The 25,833-nt window shown below is 57.6% G+C and carries 17 protein-coding genes; 7 read left to right on the forward strand and 10 right to left on the reverse strand.

Features of this window, described 5'->3' with window-relative positions; all coding sequences use genetic code 11:
- Positions 1-122: 122 nt before the first annotated feature.
- The 6 genes from M3089_RS13420 to M3089_RS13445 all read left to right on the forward strand — a co-directional run bounded on the left by M3089_RS13420 (position 123) and on the right by M3089_RS13445 (position 9,339).
- Complete coding sequence (locus tag M3089_RS13420) at positions 123-2,627, forward strand: DUF5686 and carboxypeptidase-like regulatory domain-containing protein (RefSeq protein WP_249084633.1); 2,505 nt, start codon at positions 123-125, stop codon at positions 2,625-2,627.
- Between the two features lie 487 nt (positions 2,628-3,114).
- Positions 3,115-3,840 (forward strand): NTP transferase domain-containing protein, encoded by a 726-nt coding sequence (locus tag M3089_RS13425; protein WP_205108307.1) that lies wholly within the window; start codon positions 3,115-3,117, stop codon positions 3,838-3,840.
- A gap of 2 nt (positions 3,841-3,842) precedes the next feature.
- Complete coding sequence (locus M3089_RS13430; RefSeq protein WP_249084611.1) at positions 3,843-4,781, forward strand: CDP-alcohol phosphatidyltransferase family protein; 939 nt, start codon at positions 3,843-3,845, stop codon at positions 4,779-4,781.
- Positions 4,781-7,180 carry a DUF5686 family protein gene (locus M3089_RS13435; protein ID WP_249084612.1) on the forward strand — a complete coding sequence of 800 codons (2,400 nt, stop codon included), beginning with the start codon at positions 4,781-4,783 and terminating at the stop codon, positions 7,178-7,180. Before M3089_RS13430 ends, M3089_RS13435 begins: the two co-directional genes overlap by 1 nt.
- A gap of 73 nt (positions 7,181-7,253) precedes the next feature.
- Entirely contained in the window at positions 7,254-7,739 is a 486-nt protein-coding gene (locus tag M3089_RS13440; RefSeq protein WP_249084613.1) for a PaaI family thioesterase, read from the forward strand.
- Between the two features lie 568 nt (positions 7,740-8,307).
- Entirely contained in the window at positions 8,308-9,339 is a 1,032-nt protein-coding gene (locus M3089_RS13445) for a LacI family DNA-binding transcriptional regulator (protein WP_249084614.1), read from the forward strand.
- Positions 9,340-9,675: 336 nt separating this feature from the next.
- On the opposite strand, the gene aroB is transcribed toward M3089_RS13445, so the two are convergent.
- On the reverse strand, positions 9,676-10,728 hold the full coding sequence (gene aroB, locus M3089_RS13450; RefSeq protein WP_249084615.1) for a 3-dehydroquinate synthase: 1,053 nt from the start codon (positions 10,726-10,728) through the stop codon (positions 9,676-9,678).
- Positions 10,729-10,874: 146 nt separating this feature from the next.
- On the opposite strand from aroB, the gene M3089_RS13455 reads away from it, so the two are divergent.
- Entirely contained in the window at positions 10,875-12,230 is a 1,356-nt protein-coding gene (locus M3089_RS13455) for an NAD(P)-dependent oxidoreductase (protein WP_205108295.1), read from the forward strand.
- A 178-nt stretch (positions 12,231-12,408) separates the two neighbouring features.
- On the opposite strand, the gene M3089_RS13460 is transcribed toward M3089_RS13455, so the two are convergent.
- From M3089_RS13460 to M3089_RS13500, 9 genes are all read right to left on the reverse strand, one after another.
- Positions 12,409-15,336 carry a TonB-dependent receptor gene (locus M3089_RS13460; RefSeq protein ID WP_249084616.1) on the reverse strand — a complete coding sequence of 976 codons (2,928 nt, stop codon included), beginning with the start codon at positions 15,334-15,336 and terminating at the stop codon, positions 12,409-12,411.
- Between the two features lie 851 nt (positions 15,337-16,187).
- Entirely contained in the window at positions 16,188-17,162 is a 975-nt protein-coding gene (locus M3089_RS13465) for an AMP-binding protein (RefSeq protein WP_249084617.1), read from the reverse strand.
- Positions 17,159-18,199, reverse strand: coding sequence for an o-succinylbenzoate synthase (gene menC, locus M3089_RS13470; protein WP_249084618.1), 1,041 nt, complete (start codon positions 18,197-18,199; stop codon positions 17,159-17,161). Before menC ends, M3089_RS13465 begins: the two co-directional genes overlap by 4 nt.
- 22 nt (positions 18,200-18,221) lie before the next feature.
- Complete coding sequence (menB, locus tag M3089_RS13475; RefSeq protein WP_249084619.1) at positions 18,222-19,049, reverse strand: 1,4-dihydroxy-2-naphthoyl-CoA synthase; 828 nt, start codon at positions 19,047-19,049, stop codon at positions 18,222-18,224.
- Between the two features lie 48 nt (positions 19,050-19,097).
- Entirely contained in the window at positions 19,098-20,783 is a 1,686-nt protein-coding gene (gene menD, locus M3089_RS13480; protein WP_249084621.1) for a 2-succinyl-5-enolpyruvyl-6-hydroxy-3-cyclohexene-1-carboxylic-acid synthase, read from the reverse strand.
- 14 nt (positions 20,784-20,797) lie between these two features.
- Positions 20,798-21,886, reverse strand: a complete 1,089-nt coding sequence (locus tag M3089_RS13485; RefSeq protein WP_249084623.1) for a chorismate-binding protein — start codon at positions 21,884-21,886, stop codon at positions 20,798-20,800.
- Complete coding sequence (locus tag M3089_RS13490) at positions 21,883-22,308, reverse strand: PaaI family thioesterase (protein WP_249084625.1); 426 nt, start codon at positions 22,306-22,308, stop codon at positions 21,883-21,885. The genes M3089_RS13485 and M3089_RS13490 overlap by 4 nt, the downstream gene beginning before the upstream one ends.
- A 487-nt stretch (positions 22,309-22,795) precedes the next feature.
- Positions 22,796-24,433 carry a RagB/SusD family nutrient uptake outer membrane protein gene (locus M3089_RS13495; RefSeq protein WP_249084627.1) on the reverse strand — a complete coding sequence of 546 codons (1,638 nt, stop codon included), beginning with the start codon at positions 24,431-24,433 and terminating at the stop codon, positions 22,796-22,798.
- A 22-nt stretch (positions 24,434-24,455) separates the two neighbouring features.
- The coding region (locus M3089_RS13500; RefSeq protein WP_249084629.1) for a SusC/RagA family TonB-linked outer membrane protein at positions 24,456-25,833 on the reverse strand (1,378 nt) is incomplete at its 5' end.

Genomic DNA, 25,833 nt, shown 5'->3' on the forward strand with positions numbered 1-25,833 from the left:
ACTCACGGCCAGCGCTTGTTTTTGGCGTTTCGGCTTCTCGGCTCCATTGCTTTCTTGTTTTTGTGTAATGCCATTTAAGCTAAAAAGATTTGGGAAAAAACAGAATAACATATTTGATTCTCATGCTGTTTGCCGTTGTGTTGCAGCTCAATGCGCAGATTTCTGGATATATCATTGACGACGCAACGGGTGACAGCATACCTTATGCCAGCGTGATTTACCGCGGGCACAATGTCGCAGTGGCCTCAAATCTGAGCGGGTATTACACCATAGAGCGGCATGACGGATGGCAGCTTACGTTCAGTTCGGTGGGCTACGAGCCTCAGACGGTAACCATCGGGCCCAAGACCAAGGGGCGGCTCGACATAAAGCTCAAGCCCGACACGCGCAAGCTGAAAGAGGTGACGGTGCGCGCCAAGCGCGGAAAGTACAGCCGGAAGAACAATCCGGCCGTGGAACTGATGAAGAAAGTCATAGCGGCGAAGAAGCGCACCGACCTGGACAACCGTGACTTTTACCAGTACAACAAGTACCAGAAGATAACCCTGGCCATCAACGACATCACGCCGGAGAAGCTGCAGACGCCAAAGCTCAAGAAGATGCCGTGGCTGCGCGACCAGGTGGAGAAGTGCCAATACAACGGAAAGCTCATTCTGCCGCTTTCGGTCGACGAGACCGTGACGCAGAAAATATACCGCAAAGACCCTCACAGCGAGAAGAACATTGTGAAGGGGCAGAACTCTACGGGCATCAACGACCTGTTCCAGACCGGCGACATACTCACAACCACGCTCAAGGACGTGTTCACCGACGTGAACATTTACGACGACCAAGTGCGCCTTCTGCAGTATCCGTTCACCTCGCCGATAGGAAAGAACGCCATAGCTTTCTACCGTTTCTACATCGAAGACACCGTGTTTGTGGATCGGGAAAAATGCTTCCACCTGCACTTCCTGCCCAACAACCAGCAAGACTTCGGCTTCAGGGGCGACATATACATCATGGCCGACTCGTCGTACCAGGTGAAGCGATGCGAGCTTACCATACCCAAGCGCAGCGATGTCAACTTCGTAGAGAACCTGCGCGTGCTCCAGGAGTTCAAGCAACTGCCCGACAGCACGTGGGTGCTTACGCAAGACGACATGGTGGCCGAGCTTAAGCTGACCGACTTTCTGGCAAAAGCCATCGTCATACGCACCACAAGGCTCAGCGACTACGCCTTCGACGCGCTGCCAAAGCAACTGTTCAAGGGCAAGGCGCGTGAGGTAAAGGAGGCCGATGCGATGATGCGCGACGACGATTTCTGGAATAAGTACCGCCAGGTGCACCTCACACAGAGCGAGAGCAAGATGGATGCGTTTGTCCATAACCTTGAGCAGATAAAGGGATTCAAGTATATCATCTTCGGAGCGAAGGCCCTCATAGAGAACTATGTCGAGACGGGCAACCCGAGCAAGGTCGACATCGGACCCATCAACACCATGATTTCGAGCAACTTCATCGATGGGGTGCGCACCCGACTGAGCGCGCAGACCACCGCCAAGCTCAACCCGCACCTCTTCCTAAGCGGCTATTATGCCCGGGGATGGGACAGCCACAAGAACTACTACAAGGGCGAAGTGACCTACTCTTTCAACAAGAAGGAGTACTTGCCGAGGGAGTTTCCAAAGCGCACGCTGACGTTCTCGTCGACCTACGACGTCACGTCGCCGTCAGACAAGTTCATGCACACGGACAAGGACAATGTGTTTACGGCACTGAAATGGACGAAGGTGGACAAGATGATGTTCTACAACAGGCAGGAACTGACCTTCGAGCGCGAGGAAGACTGGGGCTTCAAGACCACGGTGTCGATGAAGACCGAAGAGAACGAGGCCTGCGGCTACCTGCATTTCAGGCCGATGGCCACCGGAGCCGACACCAAGTTCCGTACCACCGAGCTGCGCGCCGAGCTGCGCTTTGCCCCGGGCGAGACCTACATCAACACCAAGCAGCGCCGACTGAAGATAAACCTCGACGCCCCGGTGTTCACCGTCAGCCACACGCTTGGGCTGAAGAACGTGCTCGGAGGCGACTATGACTACAACTATACGGAGGCCAGCATCTACAAGCGCTTCTGGGTGAACAGCTGGGGAAAGATAGACTGCTACGTCAGGGGCGGCGTGCAGTGGAGCAAGGTGCCCTTCCCGCTGCTGTGCATGCCTGCCACCAACCTGTCGTTCATCATACAAGACCAAACGTTCCAGCTCATAAACAACATGGAGTTCCTCAACGACCGCTTCGTCAGCGCCGACGTTTCGTGGGACCTCAACGGCAAGCTGTTCAACCGCATACCGCTCATCAAGAAGCTCAAGTGGCGTGAGTACATAGCCGTGAAAGTGTTGTGGGGAGACCTCACCGACAAGAACAACCCTTACGTGGCGCAGAATGCGGCCGACCCCGTGCTGATGCAGTTCCCCGAAGGTTGCTATGTGATGGACCCGAAGAAGCCGTATGTGGAAATGTCGTTCGGCATACACAACATATTCAAGATAATACACGTCGAGTATGTTCACAGGTTCAACTATCTCGACCTGCCCACGGCCCACAAGCACGGCGTTCGTTTCATGTTCCGCATGACGTTCTGACCAATGCCGGCTTGGCGCCGTCAATCAGAGCGGCCACAGCTTACGGCTTGCCGTTTCACCCCCATTCGGCCATGGCGTCGCAACGATGCCATGGCCGAATGGGGGTTTTAGCGTAATGGCGGGCGGTTGGCGTGACGCCATTCCGTGCCCCGTAGCCGATAGCGCCGCCGGGGCGTAAGCCATCGCCCGCCTGTGCCGGAAGGGGCTCACGTGGCCCCGACTGTGCCGTATGTGCCGTTTTACTATGCCAAACGGCCCATATGGCATTTTGAAACGGGCCGTTTTGCGGTGCAATATGGCCCGTTTTGCAAACGCCTGTGTGCCAAGTGGTTGCGGCGTACTGCCGAAGCCGGCCTCACAGGAGCGTGCCACGGTGGCGCGTGGAAAGCCATACAGGCAAAAAAGACAAAAAAAACTAATTTCTTTCCCCGTCTCGTTTATAATGTGTAATTTTGCCACCGTTTATCAAATAAATGTAGATTCAAATATGAAATATGCTATTATTGCCGCTGGCGATGGCAGCCGTTTGGCAGCCGAAGGCGTGGCCGAGCCCAAGCCGCTCGTGCGCGTTGGCGGCCGTCCGCTCATCGACCGCCTGCTCGATGTGTTCATGCAGAACGATGCCGAAGAGATAATAGTGATATGCAACGACCGCATGTCGTCGGTCGTGGCCCACCTGCGTGAGCTCCAGCGCGACGGGCTCGACGGTGTCCGCTTGCCGTTGCGTTATGTGGTCAAGACCACTCCGAGCTCCATGCACAGCTTTTTCGAGATAAGCCGGTATATGGGCGGGGGGGCGTTCTGTGTGACAACGGTCGACACAATATTCCGTCCCGATGAGTTCGGAGGCTACATACGCGCGTTCAAGAGCGAGGTGTCGGCAGGCAAGTGCCAGGGCATGATGGGCGTCACCGACTACATCGACGACGAGAAACCACTGTATGTGCAGACCGACGAGGCCATGGGGATAACGGCGTTCCTCGACACTTCCGACTCATGCCGCTATGTGTCGGCCGGCATCTACGGGCTCACGCCATCGTCGTTGCCCACGCTCGACGGTTGCATGAGGCGCGGCGAGAGCCGCATGCGCAATTTCCAGCGCGCCATGATTGCCGACGGGCTCGTGCTGAGGGCATACCCGTTTTCTAAAGTCCTCGATGTAGACCATGCCTCGGACATACAGAAAGCCGAGGAGTTTTTAAGTGCAGAATGACGATGAAACGCAATTTCAAGGAACTGCTACATGCCTCATTCAAGTCTGAGGATACCGAAGAGTGGCTCGACGTACACTTCACACGGCCCGTCGGGCTGGCCTTCGCGCTGTTCTGGGAGCGCCTACACGTGCATCCCAACGCCATAACCGTGATGTCGATATTCCTCGGCCTGGGGGCCGGCTACATGTTTTACTTCACCGATGTGTGGCACAACGTGGCAGGGATAGCCCTGCTGATGCTCGCAAATTTCTGCGATTCGACCGACGGCCAGCTGGCCCGTCTCACCGGCCAGAAGACGCTGGTGGGCCGTGTGCTCGACGGATTCTCGGGCGACCTGTGGTTTTTTGCCATCTATCTGGCCATCGCGCTGAGGCTCTGGCCGCAGCTCATACCGTTCACATCGGTGCATTGGGGGCCGCTGGGCATACTGCTTTGCGCCGTGGCCGGCTTCTTGTGCCATTCGCCGCAGAGTTCGCTCGCCGATTACTACCGACAGATTCACCTTTACTTCCTGCTCGGCAAGAAGGGCAGCGAGCTCGACGACTCGGCCTCGCAGCGTGCCATTTACGACTCGCTGCCGCGCAAGGGAGCCTTCTGGGCCCACAAGTTCTATTATAACTATGCCAACTATTGCCGCAGCCAGGAGCGCCGCACGCCGGCCTTCCAGCAGTTTTACAAGTGCCTGCGCGCCCGCTACCAGTCGGTGGAGGATATGCCCCGGCAGCTGCGCGACGACTTCAGGCGTGGCTCGCTGCCGCTGATGAAATATGCCAACTTGCTGACGTTCAATTCACGTGCCATCCTCATTTATGTCACGTGCCTGCTCAATGTGCCCTACGTTTACCCGCTGGTGGAGATTGTTGTCTTCACGGCAATGTACCGTTACATGCGTTCAAGGCACGAACGGCTGTGCCTTGGGCTTAGCCACAGGTATTGCTGATGGGCAGGTGGGCGGCGTTTGTGTTTCTGTTGCTGCTCTTCTGCCCGGCAGGCGCAGCGGCACAGGCGAACTCGGAGCTCAGCCGTGACACTACAAAGTGGTTCAACCGCACCCACCGTGTCAGCGAGATTACAGTGCGCTCCAAGCGCTCACGCTACAGCCGGAAGAACAACCCGGCCGTGGAACTGATGAAAAAGGTCATCGCGGCCAAGCGTCGCACCGACCTGTCTAACCGTGATTACTATCAGTACCGCAAGTACCAGAAGCTCACTTTTGCCGCCAACGAGGTGGTGCCGAGCGACTTTGAGCATGGCTTGCTTAGCAAGATACCGGGCGCACTCAACCAGATTGAGCCGTGCCTGATGACAAACAAGCTGATATTGCCGGTCACGGTGAGCGAGACGGTGACCCGGCGGATATACCGCAAGCGCCCCAAGGCAGAGAAAGACATCGTGGAAGGCGAACGCTCGGAGGGCATTGAGCAATTCTTCCAGTCGGGCGACATCCTGACAAGCGCGCTGAAAGACTTCTTCACCGACGTCAACATTTACGACGACCAGATACGCCTGCTGCAGCACCCCTTCACTTCTCCCATCGGAAAAGACGCCATCAGGTTCTACCGTTTCTACATACAGGACACGCTGAGCGTGAGCGGCGACAGTTGCATACACCTGCACTTCCTGCCCAACAACCAGCAGGACTTCGGATTCCGGGGCGACATCTACATCATCAAAGACTCTTCATACCAGGTAAAGCGATGCGAACTGAGCATACCGCAGCGCAGCGAGGTCAACTTCGTCGACGGCATGATGATACTCCAGGAGTTCACGAAGTCGCCCGACGGCGACTGGCTTCTCACCACCGACGACATGATTGTCGAGCTCGAACTGTTCGACTTCATGCAGAAGGCGGCCGTGATTCGCAACACGCGAATCACCGATTATGCCTTCGGGCCTATAGCCCCGGGCGAGTTTGAAGGCAGGCCCGCGTTGAGCTCCGAGCCCGGGGCAAAGCGGCGTTCGCATGAGTATTGGCAGCAAAACAGGCAGGTAGAGCTGACAAGGAGCGAGCAGAACATGGGCAACTTCCTTGGCACGATGGAGCGGGGAGGGGCTTTCAAGTACATAATGATGGGCTTGAAGCTGCTTGTAGAGAACTTCATCGAGACGGGGGTGGGCGGCCGTCCGAGCAAGGTAGACATCGGGCCGGTGAACACCATGGTCACTTCAAACTTCATAGACGGCTTCCGCACGAGGCTGAGCGCGCAGACAACGGCCAACCTCAACCCGCATTTCTTCATGAGCGGATACTACGCCCGCGGGTGGAAAAGCCGCAAGGACTATTACAAAGGAGAGCTCACCTATTCGTTCAACGCCAAGGAGTACATGCCCCACGAGCAGCCCTTGCGCAACATCACGCTCTCTTCGACCTACGACGTGTGCGCTCCCACCGACAAGTTTATGTCGACAGACAAGGACAATGTGTTCGCTTCTTTCAAGTGGACAACCGTAGACAAGATGATGTTCTACAACAGGCAGCAACTCAAGATGGTGCGCGAGGAGGTGTGGGGACTGCGCTCCACGCTCACCGTCACGGCCGAAGAGAACGAGCCCTGCGGCCAGTTGCGCTTCGTGACGCTTGCCGACCAGGCCCGGGCCGAGGCGTCGGGTGGGGGCGTGACGGCCCCGTCGCGCTCTATACGCACCACCGAGGTGAGGGCCGAGCTTCGCTATGCGCCCGGCGAAAAGCTTGTGTACACCAAGCAGCGCAGCCGTCCGATAAACCGGGATGCACCTGTGCTCACCCTGAGCCATGCCATGGGCGTGGGCGGTTTGCTTGGCGGGCAGTACAGATACAACTTCACCGAGGCCACGTTCTTTAAGCGTATATGGGCCAAGAGCTGGGGAAAGGTAGACGTAGACCTGCGCGCCGGGGCCCAGTGGAACCAGGTTCCGTTCCCCTTGCTCATCATGCCGGCGGCCAACCTGTCGTATGTCGTGCAGCGCGGAACGTTCGAGTTGATCAACAACATGGAGTTCCTCAACGACCGCTACGCCAGCCTTGATGTGTCGTGGGACATGAATGGCAAGCTATTCAACCGCCTGCCGCTCATCAAGCACCTCAAGTGGCGTGAGTTCCTGGCCGTGAGGGCATTGTGGGGCGACCTTACCGACAAGAACAACCCCATGCTGGCGCGCAATGCGGGAAGCTCCGTGCTGATGCAGTTTCCCGAGGGTTCGTATGTCATGAATCCCTCGACGCCATACGTCGAGGTAGCTGTCGGTGTGCACAATGTGTTCCGTTTCTTCCATATCGAGTATGTCCGCAGGCTCACCTACCTCGATTTGCCCACAGCCACCAAGCACGGTGTGCGCTTCAAATTCACCTTGAAGTTCTGAAAAACTTGGCTGCCGAGAGCGTTATCTGCCGCTTTTTGCTTACTTTTGCGGGTGTAACCAAACAACAATGCTTATGAGAAAGATAAACAACCCTTGGCTTTCCAAGCCTGGATACGACTGTTTCGGTTGTTGCCCTGACAATCCGCTGGGCGTCAAGATGGAGTTTTACGAAGACGGCGACAGCGTGGTTTGCTTCTGGAAGCCGCAGGCTCACTACCAGGGATGGATAGACACATTGCATGGCGGCATACAGGCCACGCTGATGGACGAGTGTGCTTCGTGGGTGATGTTCCGCCGGTTGCAGACCACAGGCGTCACCACCAAGCTCGAGGTGCGCTACCGCAAGTCGATAATGACCACCGAAGAGCAGATAACCATACGTGCCACCTTGCGCGAGATGCGCCGCAACCTGGCCTTGATTCATGTCGAGATAGCCAACTCAAATGGTGAACTCTGCACCGAGGGCGAAGCCACCTATTTCACGTTTCCGCCCGAAAAGGCAAGGGAGATGGGGTTTACCAGCTGTGATGCCGACGGCGACGGCGTGACGGCAAAATGACGGCCGGTGGCTTGCGCCGCCCGTCGTGGCCGGTAAAGCCAAAAGAGAAAGGGCCAAGCATGTCTCCCGACAGTCTTGGCCCGATGTTTTCTAACTAACTTATTATCAACTATTCATTACTCATTTTCATTTCGGATGTCATGCCCTACAATTCGCCTTGCCATTTCATGGTGTTTGAGGCATTGCCTCGGGCGATTTTGTTTAGGGCACAAGGAATATCGACTCAGCCTCGGCAGGGATAGTGCCAACGAGTGCAAAACGAGCTTGCTCATGTATTGCCGCCTGCCGCTTATCCTTTCGAATGATAATGCCGACGAGTGCAATGTGAGCTTTCTCACAGATTGCCGAGTTCAATTTTTCTGATGCAAAGATAGCTACAAATTCATCACAATGTCGCCGTTATATTGAAAAAACTAACGTAAACGTTTGCGCATTTGGTCTACTTTACGTAATTTTGCAGCAAGAAGCGGCCGTGTTTGCGGTTCGCCGCTTAAGTGCCAACACTCATTGCAGCAGCTGCAATGGTTAGAAACAATTATTCACGACCTTACAACAAACACTTAAAACTATGGCTGACAGCAGACGAAGAGTTTCACTCAAAGACCTTGCCCAGGAGCTTGGGGTGAGCATTGCCACCGTGAGCCGCGCCCTGCGCAGCAGCCCAGAGATAGGCAAGGAGATGCAGCAGCGGGTCAAGGACTTGGCCCAGAGGCTCAATTATCGTCCCAATCCATTTGCAAGAAGCCTGAGGCGTGAGTCGCCGAGGGTGATAGGCGTGGTCATGCCCAACCTCGTCTCCCACTACTATGCTGCCGTTCTCGACGGCATAGAGGACGAGGCGGCCAAGGCCGGCTATTCTGTGATAAGCGCAAACAGCCACGAGGATTTTGCTGCCGAGGCCAGGGCCATCGACAATTTCATAAGCCTGCATGTGGAAGGCATAGTGGCTTGCCTGGCGCAAGACACCACCGACTACTCTCATTTCGAGGAACTGGCAGCCATGGGCATACCGCTTGTGTTTTGCGGACGCACATGTCTGCCCGACCGTTTCTCGTCGGTCACGGCCAACGGCGACGAGGCCGCCAGGCAGGCCACGCAGCACCTGATAGACACCGGCAGCCGCCGCATAGCCTTCATCGGCGGCCCCAACCACCTTGACATGGTAAGGAGGCGCAAGCACGGCTACCTAGAGGCCTTGCGCGACAACCGCATAGCCATCGACCGCACGCTCGTTGCCTGCGACCGGATTGACTACAACGTGGCGATGAAGGCCGCCGGGCAGATGCTGGCCCGGCCCGACCGCCCCGATGCCATACTGGCTTTCAACGACACAATCACCTTTGCCGCCTTTGCCGCCATCAAGCACATGGGGCTCAGCATACCCGACGAGGTGGCGCTGATAGGCTTCACCGACGATGCCCATGCGGCGTATGTCACCCCTCGCCTGTCGGCCATCGTAGACCAGTCTCACCTGATGGGCGTTACGGCGTGCAGGATGCTGTTGCGCAACATAGCCGGCGACAAGGCTGTGTGCCGCGAGGTGGTGCCCCAGCAGCTTGTCATCAGGGAGACTTCGGCCAAGCGTAGAGACTTGCTTTGAAGCCCCCTCGGCCATCTGTTTGTATTTAATTGCCATGCCGTGGCGGAGTGGCGGCAAACCCGCTGAAGGCCAATGGGTTACGGATATGGGCCGTTTTGCATTGCAAAACGGCCCATATCGCTGTTCAAAACCTGCCGTTTTGCGGTGCAAAACAGCCTGTTTGGCACCGCCGCGGCTCACGCTGCATACTTCTGTAAACATCATTCGCTGCCGTGGGGCTGCCCATGCGCCACCCTGAAGCGGCCGCCGTTGGCGTGTCGCAGCGCCGCTTGCGGCCGTTTGCGGCAACCGGGCTGTGGCGCCGGCCCGGTCATGCCGCCCTGCCGACCGCGCCGTTCAGTTGCCCTCGCGGTAGAAGTCGAGAGCTTCAAATATCTCGTCTCTCGTGGCCGTCTGGTTTATCCTGATGTCGCCGATGCCGCCGAGCAGCGTGAAGTTTATCGTCCCGGCCACGTTCTTCTTGTCGTGAGTCATCAGTTCAAACAGCGTGGCATAGTCGTCGCACGTTATGTTCATCTTTCCGTAATGCTCGTTGATAAACGCCACCGTCTGCCTCATCCTGTCTGCGGGGAAGCCCGTTTTCACCACACTGAGATACAGCTCGCACACCAGTCCGTAGGCCACGGCATACCCGTGTAGCACAGGCCTGTGTGCCAGGGCGAACGACTCGAAGGCGTGGCCGGCCGTGTGGCCCAGGTTGAGGGCCTTGCGCAGCGAGCGTTCGGTGGGGTCTTCGAGCACAATCCTCTCCTTTACGGCCACCGAATCGGCCACCATCCGCCTCAGTTGGCCGAGGTCCGGGTGCTCCACGTCGAACGAAAGGAGCTCGGCCCACATTCGTTCGCTGCTTATCAGGCCGTGCTTCAGCATCTCGGCATACCCCGACAGCATGTTCTCGGTGTCCATGGTGCCAAGGAAGTCGGTGTCTAATATCACGCGGCTGGCATTGTTGAACACCCCGACCTCGTTTTTCAGCCCGTTGAAGTTTATGCCCGTCTTCCCGCCGACCGATGCGTCTACCATGGCGAGCAGCGTTGTCGGGACGTTCACGTAGCTTATCCCGCGCTTGAATGTCGATGCGGCAAACCCGCCAAGGTCGGTCACCATGCCCCCTCCTATGTTTATGAGCATGGAGTGGCGCGTGGCCCCCATCCGGCCCAGCTCGGCCCACACGTGTTGCAGCGAGTCGATGTTCTTGTTGGAGTCTGTGGCCTTTATGGTAATCAGCCCGGCCTCATTGACCCCGGGGCAGCTTGCCGCCAGCGGCAGGCACAGGCGTGCCGTGGTTTCGTCGGCAAGCACGAAGATGCGGTCGGGGGCGCATTCGGCAATCGCCCCGGCCAGTGCCTGGCCCAGGTTATCGGATATTGTAATCTTCTGTTTTTCCATTTTTCAAGCTGTTTTGCATGTTGCAAAGTTACTGTAAATATGTGGGTCTTGAAATAAAAAGGCGTTATTATTTTGCCGAATGTCAAACTTGACGTATCTTTGTGGCATATTTATCGCTGTAATTAAGGATAAACTACTTAAACGACATGGAGAAAGAACACGAACAGAGAGACCTTTTCCACGAGGTCAACGAGGGTTATACCATCCTTGAGGCTATCAACGAGGCCAAGCGTTGCCTTCACTGCAAGGTGCCGTCGTGCCGCAAGGGCTGTCCCATCAGTCAGGATATTCCCGACTGGATAAATGAGATATCGAAGGGAAACTTCGGCAATGCGATGAAGATAATCAACGACAAGAGCAACCTTCCGGCCGTTTGCGGGCGCGTGTGCCCCCACGAGAAGCAGTGTGAAGGCCACTGTGTGCTCACCAAGAAGGGCCAGGGCATACATGTGGGCAAGCTGGAGCGCTTCATCGCCGACTTCGATGGCGACATGGGTCTGATACGCGAGAAGCTGCAACCCAAGACCCGCGGCCGCGTGGCCGTCATCGGTTCGGGGCCCGCCGGGCTCACCATAGCCGGCGACCTGGCCCGCATGGGCTTCAACGTCGAGGTGTTCGAGATGGAGCCCGAGCCAGGCGGCGTGCTCATGTTCGGCATACCGGAGTACCGTCTGCCCAAGGACGTGGTGCGGCGCGAGATAAAGAAGATTGAGGAACTGGGCGTGGTGTTCCACTGCAACACCACCATTGGCACCGACCTAAACATCGACCAGATGTTTGAACGAGGTTTCGACGCCATCTTCATGGGCACCGGGACGGTCAAGCCGCGCAAGCCCGACATCCCGGGGCGCAACCTCAGGGGTGTGAGGCAGGCCGTTTATTTTTTGCGGAAGGTAAGCCTGTACAACGAGGGGAGCATAGCCCGCGAGGACGTACCGGTGCACGACGGCGACCGGGTCTTTGTCATCGGCTGCGGAAATACGGCCATGGACGCCGCACGCACGGCCATACGCATGGGCGCCAAGGACGTGGAGATTGTGTATCACCGCACCATTGACGACATGAGCGCGCTGAGGTCGGAGTACGACGAGGCCGTAGAGGAGGGCGTGAAGTTCAATTGGCAGTCGAGCATAGTCGAGATTCTCGACTACAACGGCATCCTCAGCGGTGTGGTGATAGAGAGCGGCGGCGAGCGCAGGATAGAGAAAGCCGACAAGGTTTTGATGGCCATCGGCTCGGTACCGGCCAGCCGCATCGTGTCGACTACAAAGGGAATAGATGTCGATGAGCGCGGCTACGTGCTCACGCGCGAGACGCCTTACGGCATGACAAGCCGCAAGGGCGTGTTTGCCGGCGGCGATGTGGTCAACCGCCCGTCTACCGTTGTGCTTGCCATGCGCGACGCCAAGCTCGTTGCCGAGGGCATTGCCAAGTATGTAGACGCCATCAAGCTGCTCGAGGCGGTCAACTCGCCGCAGGCTCGCACCGATGGCGCAGGGTAGCAGTTGCTGCCCAGATTGTTTATATTTCTGTGGACGTGGCCGTACGTCAGGGCCGGCTTTGCCGGCGGTGTGGGCTGCGCCATAAAGCTCCGAGGGGGCTGCAAACAATCCGTTTGCAGCCCCCTCGGAGCTTTGTGGCCGCATTCGGTGTTGCCGTTGCGGCGTGGCGCCCTTGCCGTCAGAAGCGCCCCGGCCTGCCAAACCCACCACCTCGCGGGCCGCGTGGGCCCATGCCGCGGTCTCTCGGGCCACGAGGCTGCATGTTCTGGCGCGCCTCCTTTGAGCCAAACAGGTTGAGGCGGTAAATCACGTGTAGCATGCCGAAGCTCGTTATGGCGTTGTATTCGGTGTCGCTGCGCTGCATGGCGTTGATGGTACGGCTGAAGTTGCTCTGCTGGTGAAGCAGGTCGTAGAACTGAAGCATCACGATCAGGTTCTTGCCTTTGAGGAAACTTTGGCTCACCTGGGCGTTCCATATCAGCTCGTTGGTGTTGAGCGACTCGTCGCTGTAGCCCCTGCGGCTGTTCATGTTGAGGTCGAAAGCCACCTCGGTGCCCCACGGCAACCTTACATTAGAGTTGAAACCATAGGCAAACTCCCACGTGTCGAGATTGCTGTTTGGCTGCAGTTTGTTGCGCGAGTGCTCATATTCCACAGAGCCGTTGAGCTCAAATTCAAACCAGTCGTTGCGGAAACCGGCGGTCAGTTCCTCTTCGAACGAAGTGCTGCGGGTGGTGTTCTTTTGCGAGTCTTGGTTGTCGATGCTCACGTAACCTACGCTGTTGGTGTACCTTATCTCGGTGTTTGTGCTTACGTTGAAGAGCCCGGCAGAGTCTATTGCGCTGTTGAACAGGAACTGTCCGCGCGTCGACCAGTTGCCGTTGATGTTCTCGGGGCGTGTCGTCCTGCCGCCGGTCTCAGGGTCATAGCGCACCATGTTGCTGATGGAGTTGCTCGTTGTCTGGAACCTGAAGTTGGCCATCAGGGTCTTGTAGTGGTTCTCTATGTAGTTGTTGTAGAACATATTGAGGGTGTTGGTGAACGACGGCTTAAGGCCGGGGTTACCCATCGATATGTTCAGGGGGTCGCTGTCGTCGGTGATGTCGAGCAGGTCGCTCATGCTCGGCTGGCTGGTTGTGCCGCGGTAGCGCACCCTAAGCTGGCTCACTTTAGATATCTTCCATCTGAAGTCGAGCGTCGGCGATATGTTGGTTACCGTGCGTGTGGTGTCGGTTGTCACCCCCTGGTAGCGCTGAACGAAGTTTGTTTTCTGCGGCATCACGGTCACTCCGAAGTTCAGGTTGTAGGTTGGGCGTATTATTCGCATCATCACCTCGATGTCGTGGATGTAGTTCTTGTACTCCGAGAAGCGGCTGAGGTCTTCGTCGAGATACGTAGTGTATGGGTTTTCGAGGCGGTTCAGGTAGTCGTCCCAGCCGCGGTATACAGGCGACAGGCCGGCGAAGAAGTTCTCGCCGAGGTTGCTGAAGTCGAACGTAGAGCGGTCGCTCTTCGTGTATTTGTATTGGAACTCATAGCTGAATTGCAGGAACGTGGCCTTGAAGATAGGCTCGCTGTAGGTGGCCCTGATGCTGTAGTCCCAGTTTTTCTGCGGGGTGAGGTTGTAACGGTTGGTCTGGTAAGTCGAGTCTTGGCCCAGCATGTTCTTTGTCTTGTACAGGTGTACGTTGTTGGTGCTCAGGCTTTTGCTCTCGCTGTCGCCGAAGTTGCCCCTCAGTCTCAGCGTAACGTTTCGCCCTTCGTTGTTTAGCCGTCGGTTGAACATGAGCATTCCGCCGAAGCTCTTGGACTCGCTGTATGTTATGCTGCTGTTTCTCCGCGAGTTGACAGCCATCGAGTCGGCGGCCATCTGCTCTATTGAGGCAGCTGCCAGCGGGTCGGAAACATACAGATACGGGTCATCGTTGAACGTGGCCGACTCGCTCAGGCTAATCCCGTCGCTTGTCGAGTAGCTGAAAGTAGGCCTGAACATGATGGTGGTCATTGTGTCGGGATGCCATTCAAAGCGCATCTGGGCGTTCCACGAGTCGCTACGCGAATAGCTCTGGTTGAGGCTGTTGGAGAACGACCCCTCTGTGCTTACGAAGTTTTCGGTAGAGTTTTTCGTGCGCGTGTCGCCGTCGCCGTGGTTCCATCTCACGCTTCCGTCAAGGCGCAGCTTGTCTTTCTCTTCATAGTTGAAGTTGAGACCGAGCATCTTCGACGACTGCAGTCCGCGCCGTCCGCCGCCGAACCGTCCGCCTCGCCCGCCGAAGCCGCGGTCGTTGGTGTTGTTGGCGCTGCCGAATCCCATCAGCCTCAGCTTGTCGGTAAACCGCATTGCCATGAGCCTTGCGGCATAGCGGTCTTTAGTTCCGTACGAGAGGTCGGCGTTAGACAGCAGTCCTTTGTTCATGCCTTTCTTTATTCCGAAGTCGAGCACGGTCTGTTCCTCGCCGTCGTCGATGCCCGACACCCTGGCGAGGTCGCTCTTCTCGTCGTACGATTTCACCTTCTCTATTATCGAGGTAGGCAGGTTTTTCAGAGCGGTCTTGGTGTCTCCCACCATAAACTCCTTGCCGTCTACGAGAATCTTCTTTACCTCCTTGCCGTTGATTGTTATGTTTCCGTCGTCGTCAATCTTGGCTCCCGGCAGTCTTTTTATCAGCTCTTCGACCACCGACCCCTCGGGAGTCCTGTAGGCCGCAGCGTTGTAAACAAACGTGTCTTCGCGTGTGGTCACCTTCAGGGCGCGGCCGGTCACGGTGGCCCCCTTCAGCATTATGGCGTCGGGTTCCATGCTTATCGTGCCCAGCGGCATGTTCTTTCCGCCGCTGATGGTGATGTTCTTGTGGTAAGTCTTGAAGCCTATGCACGTCACTTGCAGTATGTACTTGCCGTCGGCCGGGGCTGCTATGCTGAACGAACCGTTTGTGGCGGTCAGCCCTCCCTTGGCCATTGTGCTGTCGGTCTTCAGCAGTTTCACCGTTGTCATGGCCAGAGGCTCGTTTGTTTCAGCTTCGATGACCTTTCCGGTCACGTTGCGTTGCGCGAGAGCAGCGAGAGTTGCCGTCACGACGGCAATCAACAATAAGAGTCTTTTCATTTCTATGCGTGGAGATTAGTTACGCTATTATGACGTTTGGTTTGGTCGAACGTTTAATCAAAAGAAAACTTTGTTTTAATGAAATTAATTTTTTAGCATATCCATATCGTTTTTATGTCGATGTGCAGTCGTGGCGGGTGTTGTGTTAAATCTTTTTAACTGCATTCTCGGGCGTTTCAAACAGTTGTGCGCTATGGCTTGCTTGGTGGTAGCCCGATGCCTTCGGTTGCATGTGGCACACGGCGCGGGGCTGCGGCGCAGGGCCTGCCGGGCAAGCCGCCATGCGCCGTTGCACCATGCCCTATGGCTGGTATGTTTTGTTTACATCTGTTGCATGGCAATGCCGTGCGGGCCGTTTTGCGTGCCTATACGTGCCGTTTCGCCTTGCCAAACGGCACGTATCGGCATACAGCCGAGGCCGTTTCGCGGGGCTGTTTCTGCAGCAGTGCAAATGGTTGGCTGCCAGGATGTTGGCTTGCCGCATACTCGGCGCGAAACATGTTTACACATTCTGCACCGCCGGTGCCTTGCCGTGGGGCGTGCTGCCGGACTGCGGCCACAGCCATCGAGCCTCTGGCGGCGGGGCTGCCCGGCCCGGGCATAAGGCCATGTGCATGGCTGCTGCTGCGCCCGGTGTGTTGCACAATGCTTCTATGACAAGGCAACGGCCCAGGTCACAGCGGCAATCAATGTGCATGGAAGCGGGATGTCAAAGTTTTGGGATAACGATGGCAATATCTAAACAAACACTTTTAGATATTGTAGCATGTTGGTAAAATGCCGCCGGCCGTGCCGAGCCTGTTGTCCACAGGAGTCGGCACGGCCGGCGGCGGCCATCGCCAGATGGTTGTTCAGCGGCTTTCCTCGGCCAGTCTCTCGGCCTCTTTCCTTGCCGGCTTGCCCGTGGCGGTGGTTGGAATGCGGCATACCGAGATGATGTGGTGCGGTTGCCAGTACTTTGGCAGCGCGCTGCGGCATGCCGCCTCGGCTCCGGCCGTGTCGGACGATTGCACAAGCAGCACCACGGCTTCGCCATACTTTGGGTCCTTGCGCTTGGTTACGATGAACGGGGAGCCTATGTGCGGGGCAAGCATCCGCTCCACTTCCTCGGCCTGAATCTTTATTCCGCCGCTGCATATCACGTTGTCCTTGCGCCCGATGATGCGGAAGCGGCGGCCGTCGGGGGCCAGGCGGGCAATGTCGTTGGTGGTGATGGTGGTGGCGCATACGTCGGGCGCGTCGATGGCAAGGCATCCGTCGGGCGTGAGGCTCACCGAAACCCCGTCGAACGGAGTGTACCACTCGGACGCCTCGGGCCCGCTGAGACGCCGCAGTGCTATGTGCGACAGCGTCTCGGTCATGCCGTAGGTGCTCCAGACTGCATTGCCGAAGCCGGCCAGTTCGGCAGCCATGTCGTTGTCTATGGCCCCTCCGCCAATGATGAGGTGACTGATGCTGCCGAGCAGGCGGCGCTCTTCGGCCACCCGTAGCGAGTTGTATACCTGCATGGGAACCATGGCTGCAAACGTGGGGGCGCTCTTAAGGCCTGCCAGCGGATGCCCCGAAGGAGGCACTTCGATAAGGCGCAGGCCGCAGACAATGGCCCTTACGACCATCATCTTGCCCGCTATGTAGTCGAGCGGCATGCATAGCAATGCCGTGTCGCCGGCATTCAGGCCGAGAAAACGGCATGTTGTCAGTGCCGATGCCTTCATCCTGCTTTTCTCGACCCACATGGGTTTGGGGGCGCCTGTTGAGCCGCTGGTGTGCACCAGCAGCCTTTCGGAGCCATCGTTCCATTCTCTTATAAACTCTTCTGCGTTCATTGCTGCGGCTTAAACCAAACGGAGTCGTTCCTCATTTCTATCGGCATGTCGATGTTGTCGGTGTATAGCAGCCCCGTGCCGAGCCCTTGCGGCATCGTGATGCGGTCGCCATACATCTTTGCAGTGAGCTGGGCCACGGCGTTGAGGCCCACGTTGCTCTCCAGCGCGCTTGTTATCCACGAGCCAATGCCGCGCTCGCCGGCCAGCCTTATCCATTCTTCCGTGCCGCGCATGCCGCCGTGCAGCGAAGGCTTGAGCACTATGTAGGCCGGCTTGATGATGTTTAGCATCTGGGCTTTCGTCTCGGTGTCGTTGACGCCAATGAGCTCTTCGTCGAGAGCTATGGGCAGTGGTGAGTCGCGGCACAGTTCGGCCATGTCGCCCCAACGGCGCGTCTTGATGGGCTGCTCGATGGAGTGGATGGCGTATTGAGACAGCAGTTCCAGTTTGTAGAGGGCCTGGTGGTAGGGGAAGGCGCAGTTGGCGTCGAGCCTTATTTGCATCTCCCGTGGCGAGAAACGCTCGCGGATGCGCTTTAGCAAGGCCGTCTCGGCATCAAAGTCGATGGCTCCTATCTTCAGCTTTATGCACCTGAAGCCCTGCCTTATTTTCTCTTCCATCCTGTCGAGCATCTCTTCGTATGAGCCCATCCACACCAGGCCGTTGATTGGAATGCCTGTCTCGCCGCGGCTGAAGGCGGTGTAGAACAGGGCGGCCGAGCCACGCTGGAAGTTCAATAGGGCGGTCTCCAGTCCGAAAAGCATCGAGGGGTAGTCGGCCATGGCGTCGTAGTCTATCTGCCCCTGTTGCTCAAACATGTCGCAGAAAGCCCTCAGGCGTTCGCCATAGTCGGGGCGGGCGTCGCAGCTCAGGTCGGGCAGAGGGGCGCATTCGCCCACACCCAAGCGACCGGGAGCGTCGTCGGCGGTCAGCTCAACAAACCATGATGTCCTCGTGGTGTATGTTCCCCGCGATGTCCCGGCGGGCTGCTTGAAGTGGAATGTGCGCGGAGTGATTGATATTTTGTACCTTTCCATCAGTTAGAAGTTGGTTTTTATGTCAAGGCAGCTTGGGGTATTTCTTGAAGTTGGGCTTGCGTTTCTCGAGGAAGGCGCGGCCCCCTTCCTGTGCCTCGTCGAGGAAATAATAGAGCATTGTGGCGTCGCCGGCCAGTTCCTGAATGCCGGCCTGCCCGTCGAGCTCGGCGTTGAGCCCCGCCTTTATCATTCGCAGCGCCAGCGGGCTGCGCTCCATCATCGTCTGGGCCCACTCTACACACTCGTCCTCAAGGCGCTCGAAGGGCACCACTTTGTTGACCATGCCCATGCGCTCTGCCTCGTTTGCACTGTATTGACGGCACATAAACCATATCTCGCGGGCTTTCTTCTGCCCCACGATGCGGGCAAGGTAGCTTGCACCGAAGCCGGCGTCGAACGAGCCCACCTTTGGCCCTGTCTGCCCGAAGATGGCATTCTCGCTCGCTATGGTGAGGTCGCAGACGAGGTGGAGCACATGTCCGCCGCCGATGGCGTAGCCGTTTACCATTGCGATGACGGGCTTGGGCAGGCGGCGTATCTGCATCTGCACATCAAGAACGTTGAGCCTTGGCACGCCGTCTTCGCCAACATAGCCGCCGCGCCCCTTCACGTTCATGTCGCCGCCCGAGCAGAACGCCTTGTCGCCGGCGCCGGTGAGTATGACCACTCCGATGTGCCGGGCTTCGCGGCACCATGCCAACGCCTGGCTCATCTCCCACGTTGTGCGTGGCGTGAAGGCGTTGCGGTAGCGCGGACGGTTGATGGTTATCTTCGCTATTCCGTCGAATTCGTCGAACAGTATTTCCTTAAAGTCAAACCCTTCGATGGGCTTCCATTCTCTTTTTTCCATGAGTCTTATGTTTGTTTCAGTTTTGTCTGTCTTTTTGCCACGGCTCAGTCATGGCCTGGCATTCATGGTTGCTTTCAGCCGTGAGTAGTATTCGCGTATGGCGCGGCCGTCTTCGTCGGCGTCGGTGAACACTTCGAGAAGCATCGGTCGGGCCGATTGTCGTGTCATGAGCGTCACTATCCCGAGTTGCATCTCGGCCATGTCGGCTGCACGCATGTAGCCTATGTCGTTTTGGGTGCATATCCCCCGTGCGTCGGCATTGTGGCTTGCCGATACCATTGAGTCGCGTGCCGGACTGTCTTCGAGGCCGCGCAGTATATGGAAAATGCCCCCGCAGTGGTTGTTTAGCAGTATTATCCTGAGGTTGCCGCGCAGCGAAGTGTTCCAGAGGGCATTCTGGTCGTAGAAGAAACTGAGGTCGCCGATGATGCAGAACACGGTTTCTGCCGTAGCCACCGAGAAACCTGCGGCCGCCGAGAGCGAGCCCTCTATGCCGTTGACGCCTCGGTTGCACCACACGTAGTGGCCCGCGTAGATGTTTGCAAGGCGTATTGCCGAGCTGTTGGCATAATGTACGTTAAAGCCGGAAGCATAGTCTTCGAGCTGTTGCTCAAAGTATTTCACCGTTGCCATTTGCGAGAATGGCGGGCTGTAGTCGGTGCGGTTGGCATCGGCGGTGGCCAATGCCAACGACCAGCGCGACAGGTATTCTTGCCTGGCAGGGCTGTTGCCGCAACCATTTGCAAGCTGCCCGAGCATGGCGGCCACGCCTTCACGGCAGCCGCAGTCGACCGTGGCAACAAGGTGGGTGGTAGGGTCGGGGGTGAGGCTGGGGTCTGGCGAGACTACAAACGTGGGCGCATTCGACCGCCTGAGGAAACTTCGCATGCGCTTGCTCACCACAGTGTCGCCTGCATAAACGATGATGTCGGGGTACAGCCTGGAATCGTCGGCCATGGCATACAGCACCTCGTCGGCCGGCATTGCCCCGTAGTCGCTGCCCAATGGCTCGGTTATGACCACGGCACGGCGCGAGAGTTGACCGACGAGGCGGCTGCCGATGGTTCCGGCCGGCATCTGCCCGATGACCACCATGGGCCTCTCTGCCTCGTCGAACGCCTTTTCGAGCGTGGTGCAGCGGCAAGTGGTGGGGTCGGGGGTGATGGTTTTGAAACAACGCTCGGCCGGCAGCCGTGCAGCGGAAAAGCCGAACAACGGTTCGGTTATTGGCACGTTGATGTGCACCGGGCACGGTTGCCGCAGCACAGCCAAGGCCAGTGCATCGTTCACAAGGCGGTTGCAGTGCCAGCGGTCTGTGTCATCATGCGGTTCGGGCAGGTTGACGGCCTTGCGCACAAACCGCCCAAGGGCGTCGGGCTGCGGCAGGGTCTGTCCGTCAAGCTGGTCGATCCAGACCGCCGGTCTGTCGGCCGAGACTACCACCAACGGCAAATGCTGGTAGCAGGCTTCGGCTACGGCGGGTGCCAGGTTGAGCAATGCCGAACCCGAGGTGACGCACACCACCACTGGCATCCCGGTGGCTTGGGCTACGCCGAGAGCCACGAAACCCGCCGAACGCTCGTCGGTTACGGGTATGCAAGATATGCCGGGGCATTCGTTGAGGTTGTGTACAATGGGGGCGTTGCGGCTGCCCGGGCACACCACGGCGTGCTTTATGCCGTGAGCCGCGAGCAGCGCTGTGAGTATGTTGACGTTTTCCTTGTCGCTATACATGGTCTGTTGTGTTGTTATTCGTCTGTGACGGTGTCTCCGATGACGTTGCGCATCGTTTCCATCTTTGCCTCTGTCTCAAGCCACTCCTGCTCTTCGATACTGTCGGTGAGCAGTCCGCCGCCGGCATAGAGGCTGCAGCTGTCGCCGTTGATGGCCATGCAGCGTAGCGATACGTACAGGTGGGTCTCGTTGCAAAGGTTTAGCGGGCCCATGAATCCGCTGTAGTAGCTGCGTGGCGAGTGCTCGGCTGTTGTGAGAAAACGGCGTGCTTCGTCCTTTGGCAGCCCGCAGACAGCCGGCGTTGGGTGCAGGGCGTTGATGACGTTGCCTATGCCTTGGCCGGCAGCGAGCGTGAAGTCGAAGTCGGTGCGCAGGTGGATGACGTTGCCGGCGCGCACCGTGCGGGCTTCGCTACGGCTCAGTCCTGTTGTCAGAGGGCGCAGGGTGTCGGCTATGTAGTCGCCCACAATGCGCTGTTCTCTCCTGTTTTTGCCGTCCCAGGCAATGGTTTCGTCGGCAGGCGCGTGCGGCTTGGGCGGGCAGTCGAAGCGTGCGGCAGCGCCGTCAAGGCGCTGTGTACCGGCCAGGGCCACGGTGTGCCATCGGTCGGATGTGCCGCTGAGCAGTCTTTCCGGCGTGGCAAAGAGCCATGTACCGCAGCGTTGTGCCTCTACAAGAGCTACGAACATGCGCGGATACAGGCGGCACGCACGCAAGAAAAGCTGTTCGGCGTCCACTCGCCTGGCCATCCGCTCGGTGGAGCGGCGTGCAAGCACCAGCTTGGCAAACCTGCCCGCCAAGAGTTGCGAGTGGCATCTGGCGAAGTCGCCGGCGTATGCCCTGCGGTCGGCAGCGTCTGCCTCATGTTTGCGTCGGGCCCTCCCGGCCACTTCGGTCTCGCTTGTTGTGCGCCTTGTTTCGATGCGGTCGGGGCGCAACAGCAGCAGTGGCTCGGCGGCAGTGATGGCAAACGGGGCTATGACAAAGCCCTCGCGCCCGTCCAGGGCGCCGTAAGCTGCAAGCTCCTCGGGATGCCCGCTGCCCTGCTCCACTATGGTATAAGTGTCGGAATAGGGCAGCCTGAACAGTGCGCGAGCTGTCATTTTGCGGCCTCCGTGGGTTTGTCGGTGATGAAGTTCATCACGCTTACCGTCGATATCGTCTTCCCGTCGGAGCCGGCCACGGTCACGTTCCACACGTGGAGCGTGCGCCCCCGGTGTACAATGTGGGCCGTGGCAGTGACCGTGTCGCCCTCGAAAGCGCTCCTGACGTGGCTCCCGCTGACGTTGACACCTACGCAGGCCCTGTCCGGGCACAGTATCGACGACCCCACACCGGCCATGTATTCGGCCAAGGCCAGGGTGGCGCCGCCGCTCAGAAGGCCCATTGGCTGGCAGTTTCGGCTGTCCACCAGCATCGTGGCCACGCACGTCTCATCGTCTGGAGTGGATATGAAGTCCATGCCGAGGTTGTCGGCTATGTTTGGCTTTCGCCTTATAAGGTCTTTTATCTTTTCTAAATCCATCGTGTAATATAAAATATGTGGGGTGCTGACTTTGTTGCCCCACAGTCTTCATTGTTCAATGTTGGGCTTTCAACGCAGCGCAAACGGCAGTGGCGGAAGTATGCGTACTGTCTCCCGGTGGCGCCCGTTTTTATGCTAAGACAGCAAGGCGGGCACAACGCCGGCGCAGCATGAGCTTGCCCATGAAATGCCCGTTGCGGCATAATTCATGCAAAGATACAAAATATTCAGTGCATTTCAAGGGATTTCTTGGCTTTTAATATAAAAGCTTTTGGTCGAAGTCAAAGTGGTGGGGCACGGGGAATGGAAATTCATCTGAAATGCCCGGCGTTGGCATAAGCGGCGTTGTGCCCGGCGATGGCCATGTAGTGCCTTTGGCATGTAGCCGTGATGGACGGTAGGACGTGCGTGGCGGCTTACCGATATGGCAATCGCCGGTGTGGGCAAACAATGCCACACACCGGCGAATATAAAGGATTTAAGGTTTTCAATAGCCAGGGTTCTGCTTCCATCCGCCAGACAGTTGCAACTGGCTGTAGGGTATTGGGAACAGTATCCTGCCGTCGCTGTCGTTCCATCGCCACTCAAGCGGACGGCCGGAGGCGTCGTTGCAATCTGCTACGGCCATTCCGTTGTTGTTGGCTTGCAGCGGTGCCGACAGTCCTTTGACGCGATGATTGAAGTGGGCGGCCATCACCTTGTTTATCCGGCCCGTCCTGTTCAGGTCATACCATCGGTGCCCTTCGAAGCACAGTTCGAGCAGACGCTCGTCTTCTATGGCCAGTCGCATTTCGCTTTGCGACGTGACTTGCGTGCCTGCCAGGCCTGCGCGGTGGCGCACGGCGTCGAGATACTCCTTGGCTTCGGCCGTGGCGTTGGTCTCGTTGAGGCATTCGGCATACATGAGCAGCACGTCGGCGTAGCGGTATATGATGTCGTCGCAACCGCTGGCGCACGTCTTCAGGCCCTGGTTGTGCATGTCAAAGTATTTTAGGGTGGCCGGAGTGAAGGCGTCGCCGTTATCGTTTACGTCCACCTCTTCGGTTTGCCTTGAAGTGCCTTGCGATGCGTCATAAAGCCTGTCGTAGACCATCTGGCTGTAGCGTTTGTCTGTTGGGTTGCTCCTAAGCCGGTTGTACAAGTCCCACGTCATGAGCAGACAGCCCACTCCCTGGGTTGTAAGTATCGTGGAAGCGGTGCCGTCGGGCAGGGTGTAGGCCGGCTGGTCGTTGGGGCTCACGGCCGGTATGCACCGCTTCATGAGATAGTTGGCCACCACCGTAGCCCCGTTGTTGAATTGTGCCACGAATATTATCTCCTTGTTGACAGGGTTTTGCGAGTCGAACACACTGGCATAGTCGTCGAGCAACCCGAGGCTTGCGGGGTTGGCCTTGGCATAGCCTACCACCTCTTCAAGCACCTTCCTGGCAGCGCCGAAGTCGCCCAGCGTCATGTGGGTGTCGGCCATCATCACCTTGGCGGCAGTGCTTGTGGCCCGCCCCGCCTTGCCGGCTTCGCTGTAGTGGGGCGGCAGGCAGGCAGCGGCTTTGTCCAGGTCGCTGCCTATTAGTGCGTAGACGTCTTTCTCGGGGCTGCGTCCGTAGTTGTAAAGGTCGCTGTAGTCGTCGACTACATGCTCCGTCAGTGGCACCGGGCCGAACAGCCTTACCAGTGTGAAGTAGGCGTAAGCCCTGAGCATGCAGGCTTCGCCTTCATATTGCTTCCTGTTTTTCTCGCTGACATTGCCAATCTTGTCGAGCACAGAGTTGCATCGGTTTATCATGCTGTAGCAGTTGGCCCAGATGGCGTCGATGGTGGCCGAGGTGGCATCCCACGTTCCTTCGTTGAGGCTGATGTAGTCGGCCTGGTTGTTTTTCTTGTAGTCGTAGGCCTCGTCGGTGCACAGTCCGTTGACCATGATTACGTCTTCCTGCACCGTCCGCAGATAGTAGTAAGCGTCGAGCAGTATGTTTTCTGCCTCGCTGTCGTTGGTAAGATACGTTTCCATCTGCATCGAGTCGGACGGGTAACGGTCGAAGAAACCGTCGCTGCACGCCGTGACAGCCAGTGCGGATGCGGCTATGCATGCCGCTGTGAGTATTTTGTTGATATGTGATGAGTTCATAATGATGTTGCTTTATGGTGTTTCAGAATGTGGCGTTGATGCCGAAAGTCATTACGCGCGATATGGGGTAGCTGCCGAAGTCAACCCCGTTGTTGGTGGCAGAGTTGCCGTTGTAGTTGGCTTCCACCGAGTAGCCGGGATACGAGTCGAACGTCCACAGGTTCTGTATGTTGACGCTCAGGCGCAGGCGTTGCAGCCCCACAGCCTCGCAGGCCTTTGCCGGGAGGGTGTAGCCCAGGGCAATGTTGCGTATGCGCAGGAAGTCGGCGTCGTAGAGGTAGCGCGTCGACGGCTGTATGTTCGAGCCCAGGTTGTTGGTGCCGGCCTTGTGCGAAGTGCCGTTGCCGGGCTGTTCGGCACTGTGCCAGCGCCCCAGTCCCGACTCGGCGAGCACGTTGTCCCACAGGTTCAGCGAGTATGCGCGTGCCGCGGCGTATATCACCTTGCCCCCGGCCTGGCCGTCGATGGTTATGGCAAGGTCGAAGTTCTTGTATCCCAGCCTGTTTGTCCAACCGTAGGTGAAGTCGGGCTGGTAGTTGCCCACATACTGATAGTCGTCGGTGTTGATGGTGTTGTCGCCGTTGGTGTTTTCGTATATCAGGTCGCCGATGCTCTCAGTGCCATACTTCGGATACTTTTTCAGGTCGTCTTCGCTGTTGTAAGTGCCAATCACCTTGAGCATATACATGTCGCCCATGGGCCGGCCCACGATGTTGCGTATCACGTTTCCCCATTTCGTTCCGGCCTTTCCGTTGGGCAGTTGCCTCTGGTTGTTGGCCAGCGACAGAATCTTGTTTCTGTTCAACGACCAGTTGAGCGTGGTCTCCCAGTTGAGGCTGCCCTGCAGAACCTTCGCGTTGAGCGCTATCTCCACGCCTTTGTTCTCCACCTGGCCCGAGTTCATGTATACCGAACCGGCTATGCCGTTGAAGTTTGGGATGTTGGCCGGCATCACGATGTCGCTCGTCCGCTTGTAGAAATCAATGTTGAGGTTGATGCGTTTGATGAATGCCAAGTCGAGTCCGAGGTCAATCTGCCTGTTCTTTTCCCATCCGAGGCTCCTGTTTGAGTAGCCGCTCGGATAATACGACGGCACCGACGAAGTGCCGAACACCACGCTGTGGTCGGTGCTGATGGCCGACACCCAGGCATAGTTTGACCCCACCTGGTCGTTGCCCGTCACGCCGTAGCTGGCGCGCACCTTGGCCAGCGAGAGCCATTCTGCGGGTTTCATCCATTCCTCCTCGGTGACGTTCCATGCCGCCGAGGCCGAGTAGAACAGTCCGGCGCGGTTGTCGGGGCCGAACTTGCTGGAGCGGTCGCGGCGCAGCGAGCCCGAAACCACATACTTGCTGTCGTAGTTCAAGATGATGCGGGCAAACATGGCGTCGAACACATAG

Source organism: Marseilla massiliensis, from assembly GCF_023336985.1.
GTDB lineage: Bacteria > Bacteroidota > Bacteroidia > Bacteroidales > Bacteroidaceae > Prevotella > Prevotella intestinigallinarum.

What these genes read in the sequence shown, in the direction of transcription:
- M3089_RS13465 (WP_249084617.1), bottom strand. Translation starts at nt 17,162, where the DNA reads ATGAACGCAGAAGAGTTTATAAGAGAATGGAACGATGGCTCCGAAAGG.
- M3089_RS13440 (WP_249084613.1), top strand. Translation starts at nt 7,254, where the DNA reads ATGAGAAAGATAAACAACCCTTGGCTTTCCAAGCCTGGATACGACTGT.
- M3089_RS13455 (WP_205108295.1), top strand. Translation starts at nt 10,875, where the DNA reads ATGGAGAAAGAACACGAACAGAGAGACCTTTTCCACGAGGTCAACGAG.
- aroB (WP_249084615.1), bottom strand. Translation starts at nt 10,728, where the DNA reads ATGGAAAAACAGAAGATTACAATATCCGATAACCTGGGCCAGGCACTG.
- menB (WP_249084619.1), bottom strand. Translation starts at nt 19,049, where the DNA reads ATGGAAAAAAGAGAATGGAAGCCCATCGAAGGGTTTGACTTTAAGGAA.
- menC (WP_249084618.1), bottom strand. Translation starts at nt 18,199, where the DNA reads ATGGAAAGGTACAAAATATCAATCACTCCGCGCACATTCCACTTCAAG.
- M3089_RS13430 (WP_249084611.1), top strand. Translation starts at nt 3,843, where the DNA reads ATGAAACGCAATTTCAAGGAACTGCTACATGCCTCATTCAAGTCTGAG.
- M3089_RS13435 (WP_249084612.1), top strand. Translation starts at nt 4,781, where the DNA reads ATGGGCAGGTGGGCGGCGTTTGTGTTTCTGTTGCTGCTCTTCTGCCCG.
- M3089_RS13445 (WP_249084614.1), top strand. Translation starts at nt 8,308, where the DNA reads ATGGCTGACAGCAGACGAAGAGTTTCACTCAAAGACCTTGCCCAGGAG.
- M3089_RS13495 (WP_249084627.1), bottom strand. Translation starts at nt 24,433, where the DNA reads ATGAACTCATCACATATCAACAAAATACTCACAGCGGCATGCATAGCC.
- M3089_RS13425 (WP_205108307.1), top strand. Translation starts at nt 3,115, where the DNA reads ATGAAATATGCTATTATTGCCGCTGGCGATGGCAGCCGTTTGGCAGCC.
- M3089_RS13420 (WP_249084633.1), top strand. Translation starts at nt 123, where the DNA reads ATGCTGTTTGCCGTTGTGTTGCAGCTCAATGCGCAGATTTCTGGATAT.
- M3089_RS13460 (WP_249084616.1), bottom strand. Translation starts at nt 15,336, where the DNA reads ATGAAAAGACTCTTATTGTTGATTGCCGTCGTGACGGCAACTCTCGCT.
- M3089_RS13485 (WP_249084623.1), bottom strand. Translation starts at nt 21,886, where the DNA reads ATGACAGCTCGCGCACTGTTCAGGCTGCCCTATTCCGACACTTATACC.
- M3089_RS13490 (WP_249084625.1), bottom strand. Translation starts at nt 22,308, where the DNA reads ATGGATTTAGAAAAGATAAAAGACCTTATAAGGCGAAAGCCAAACATA.
- menD (WP_249084621.1), bottom strand. Translation starts at nt 20,783, where the DNA reads ATGTATAGCGACAAGGAAAACGTCAACATACTCACAGCGCTGCTCGCG.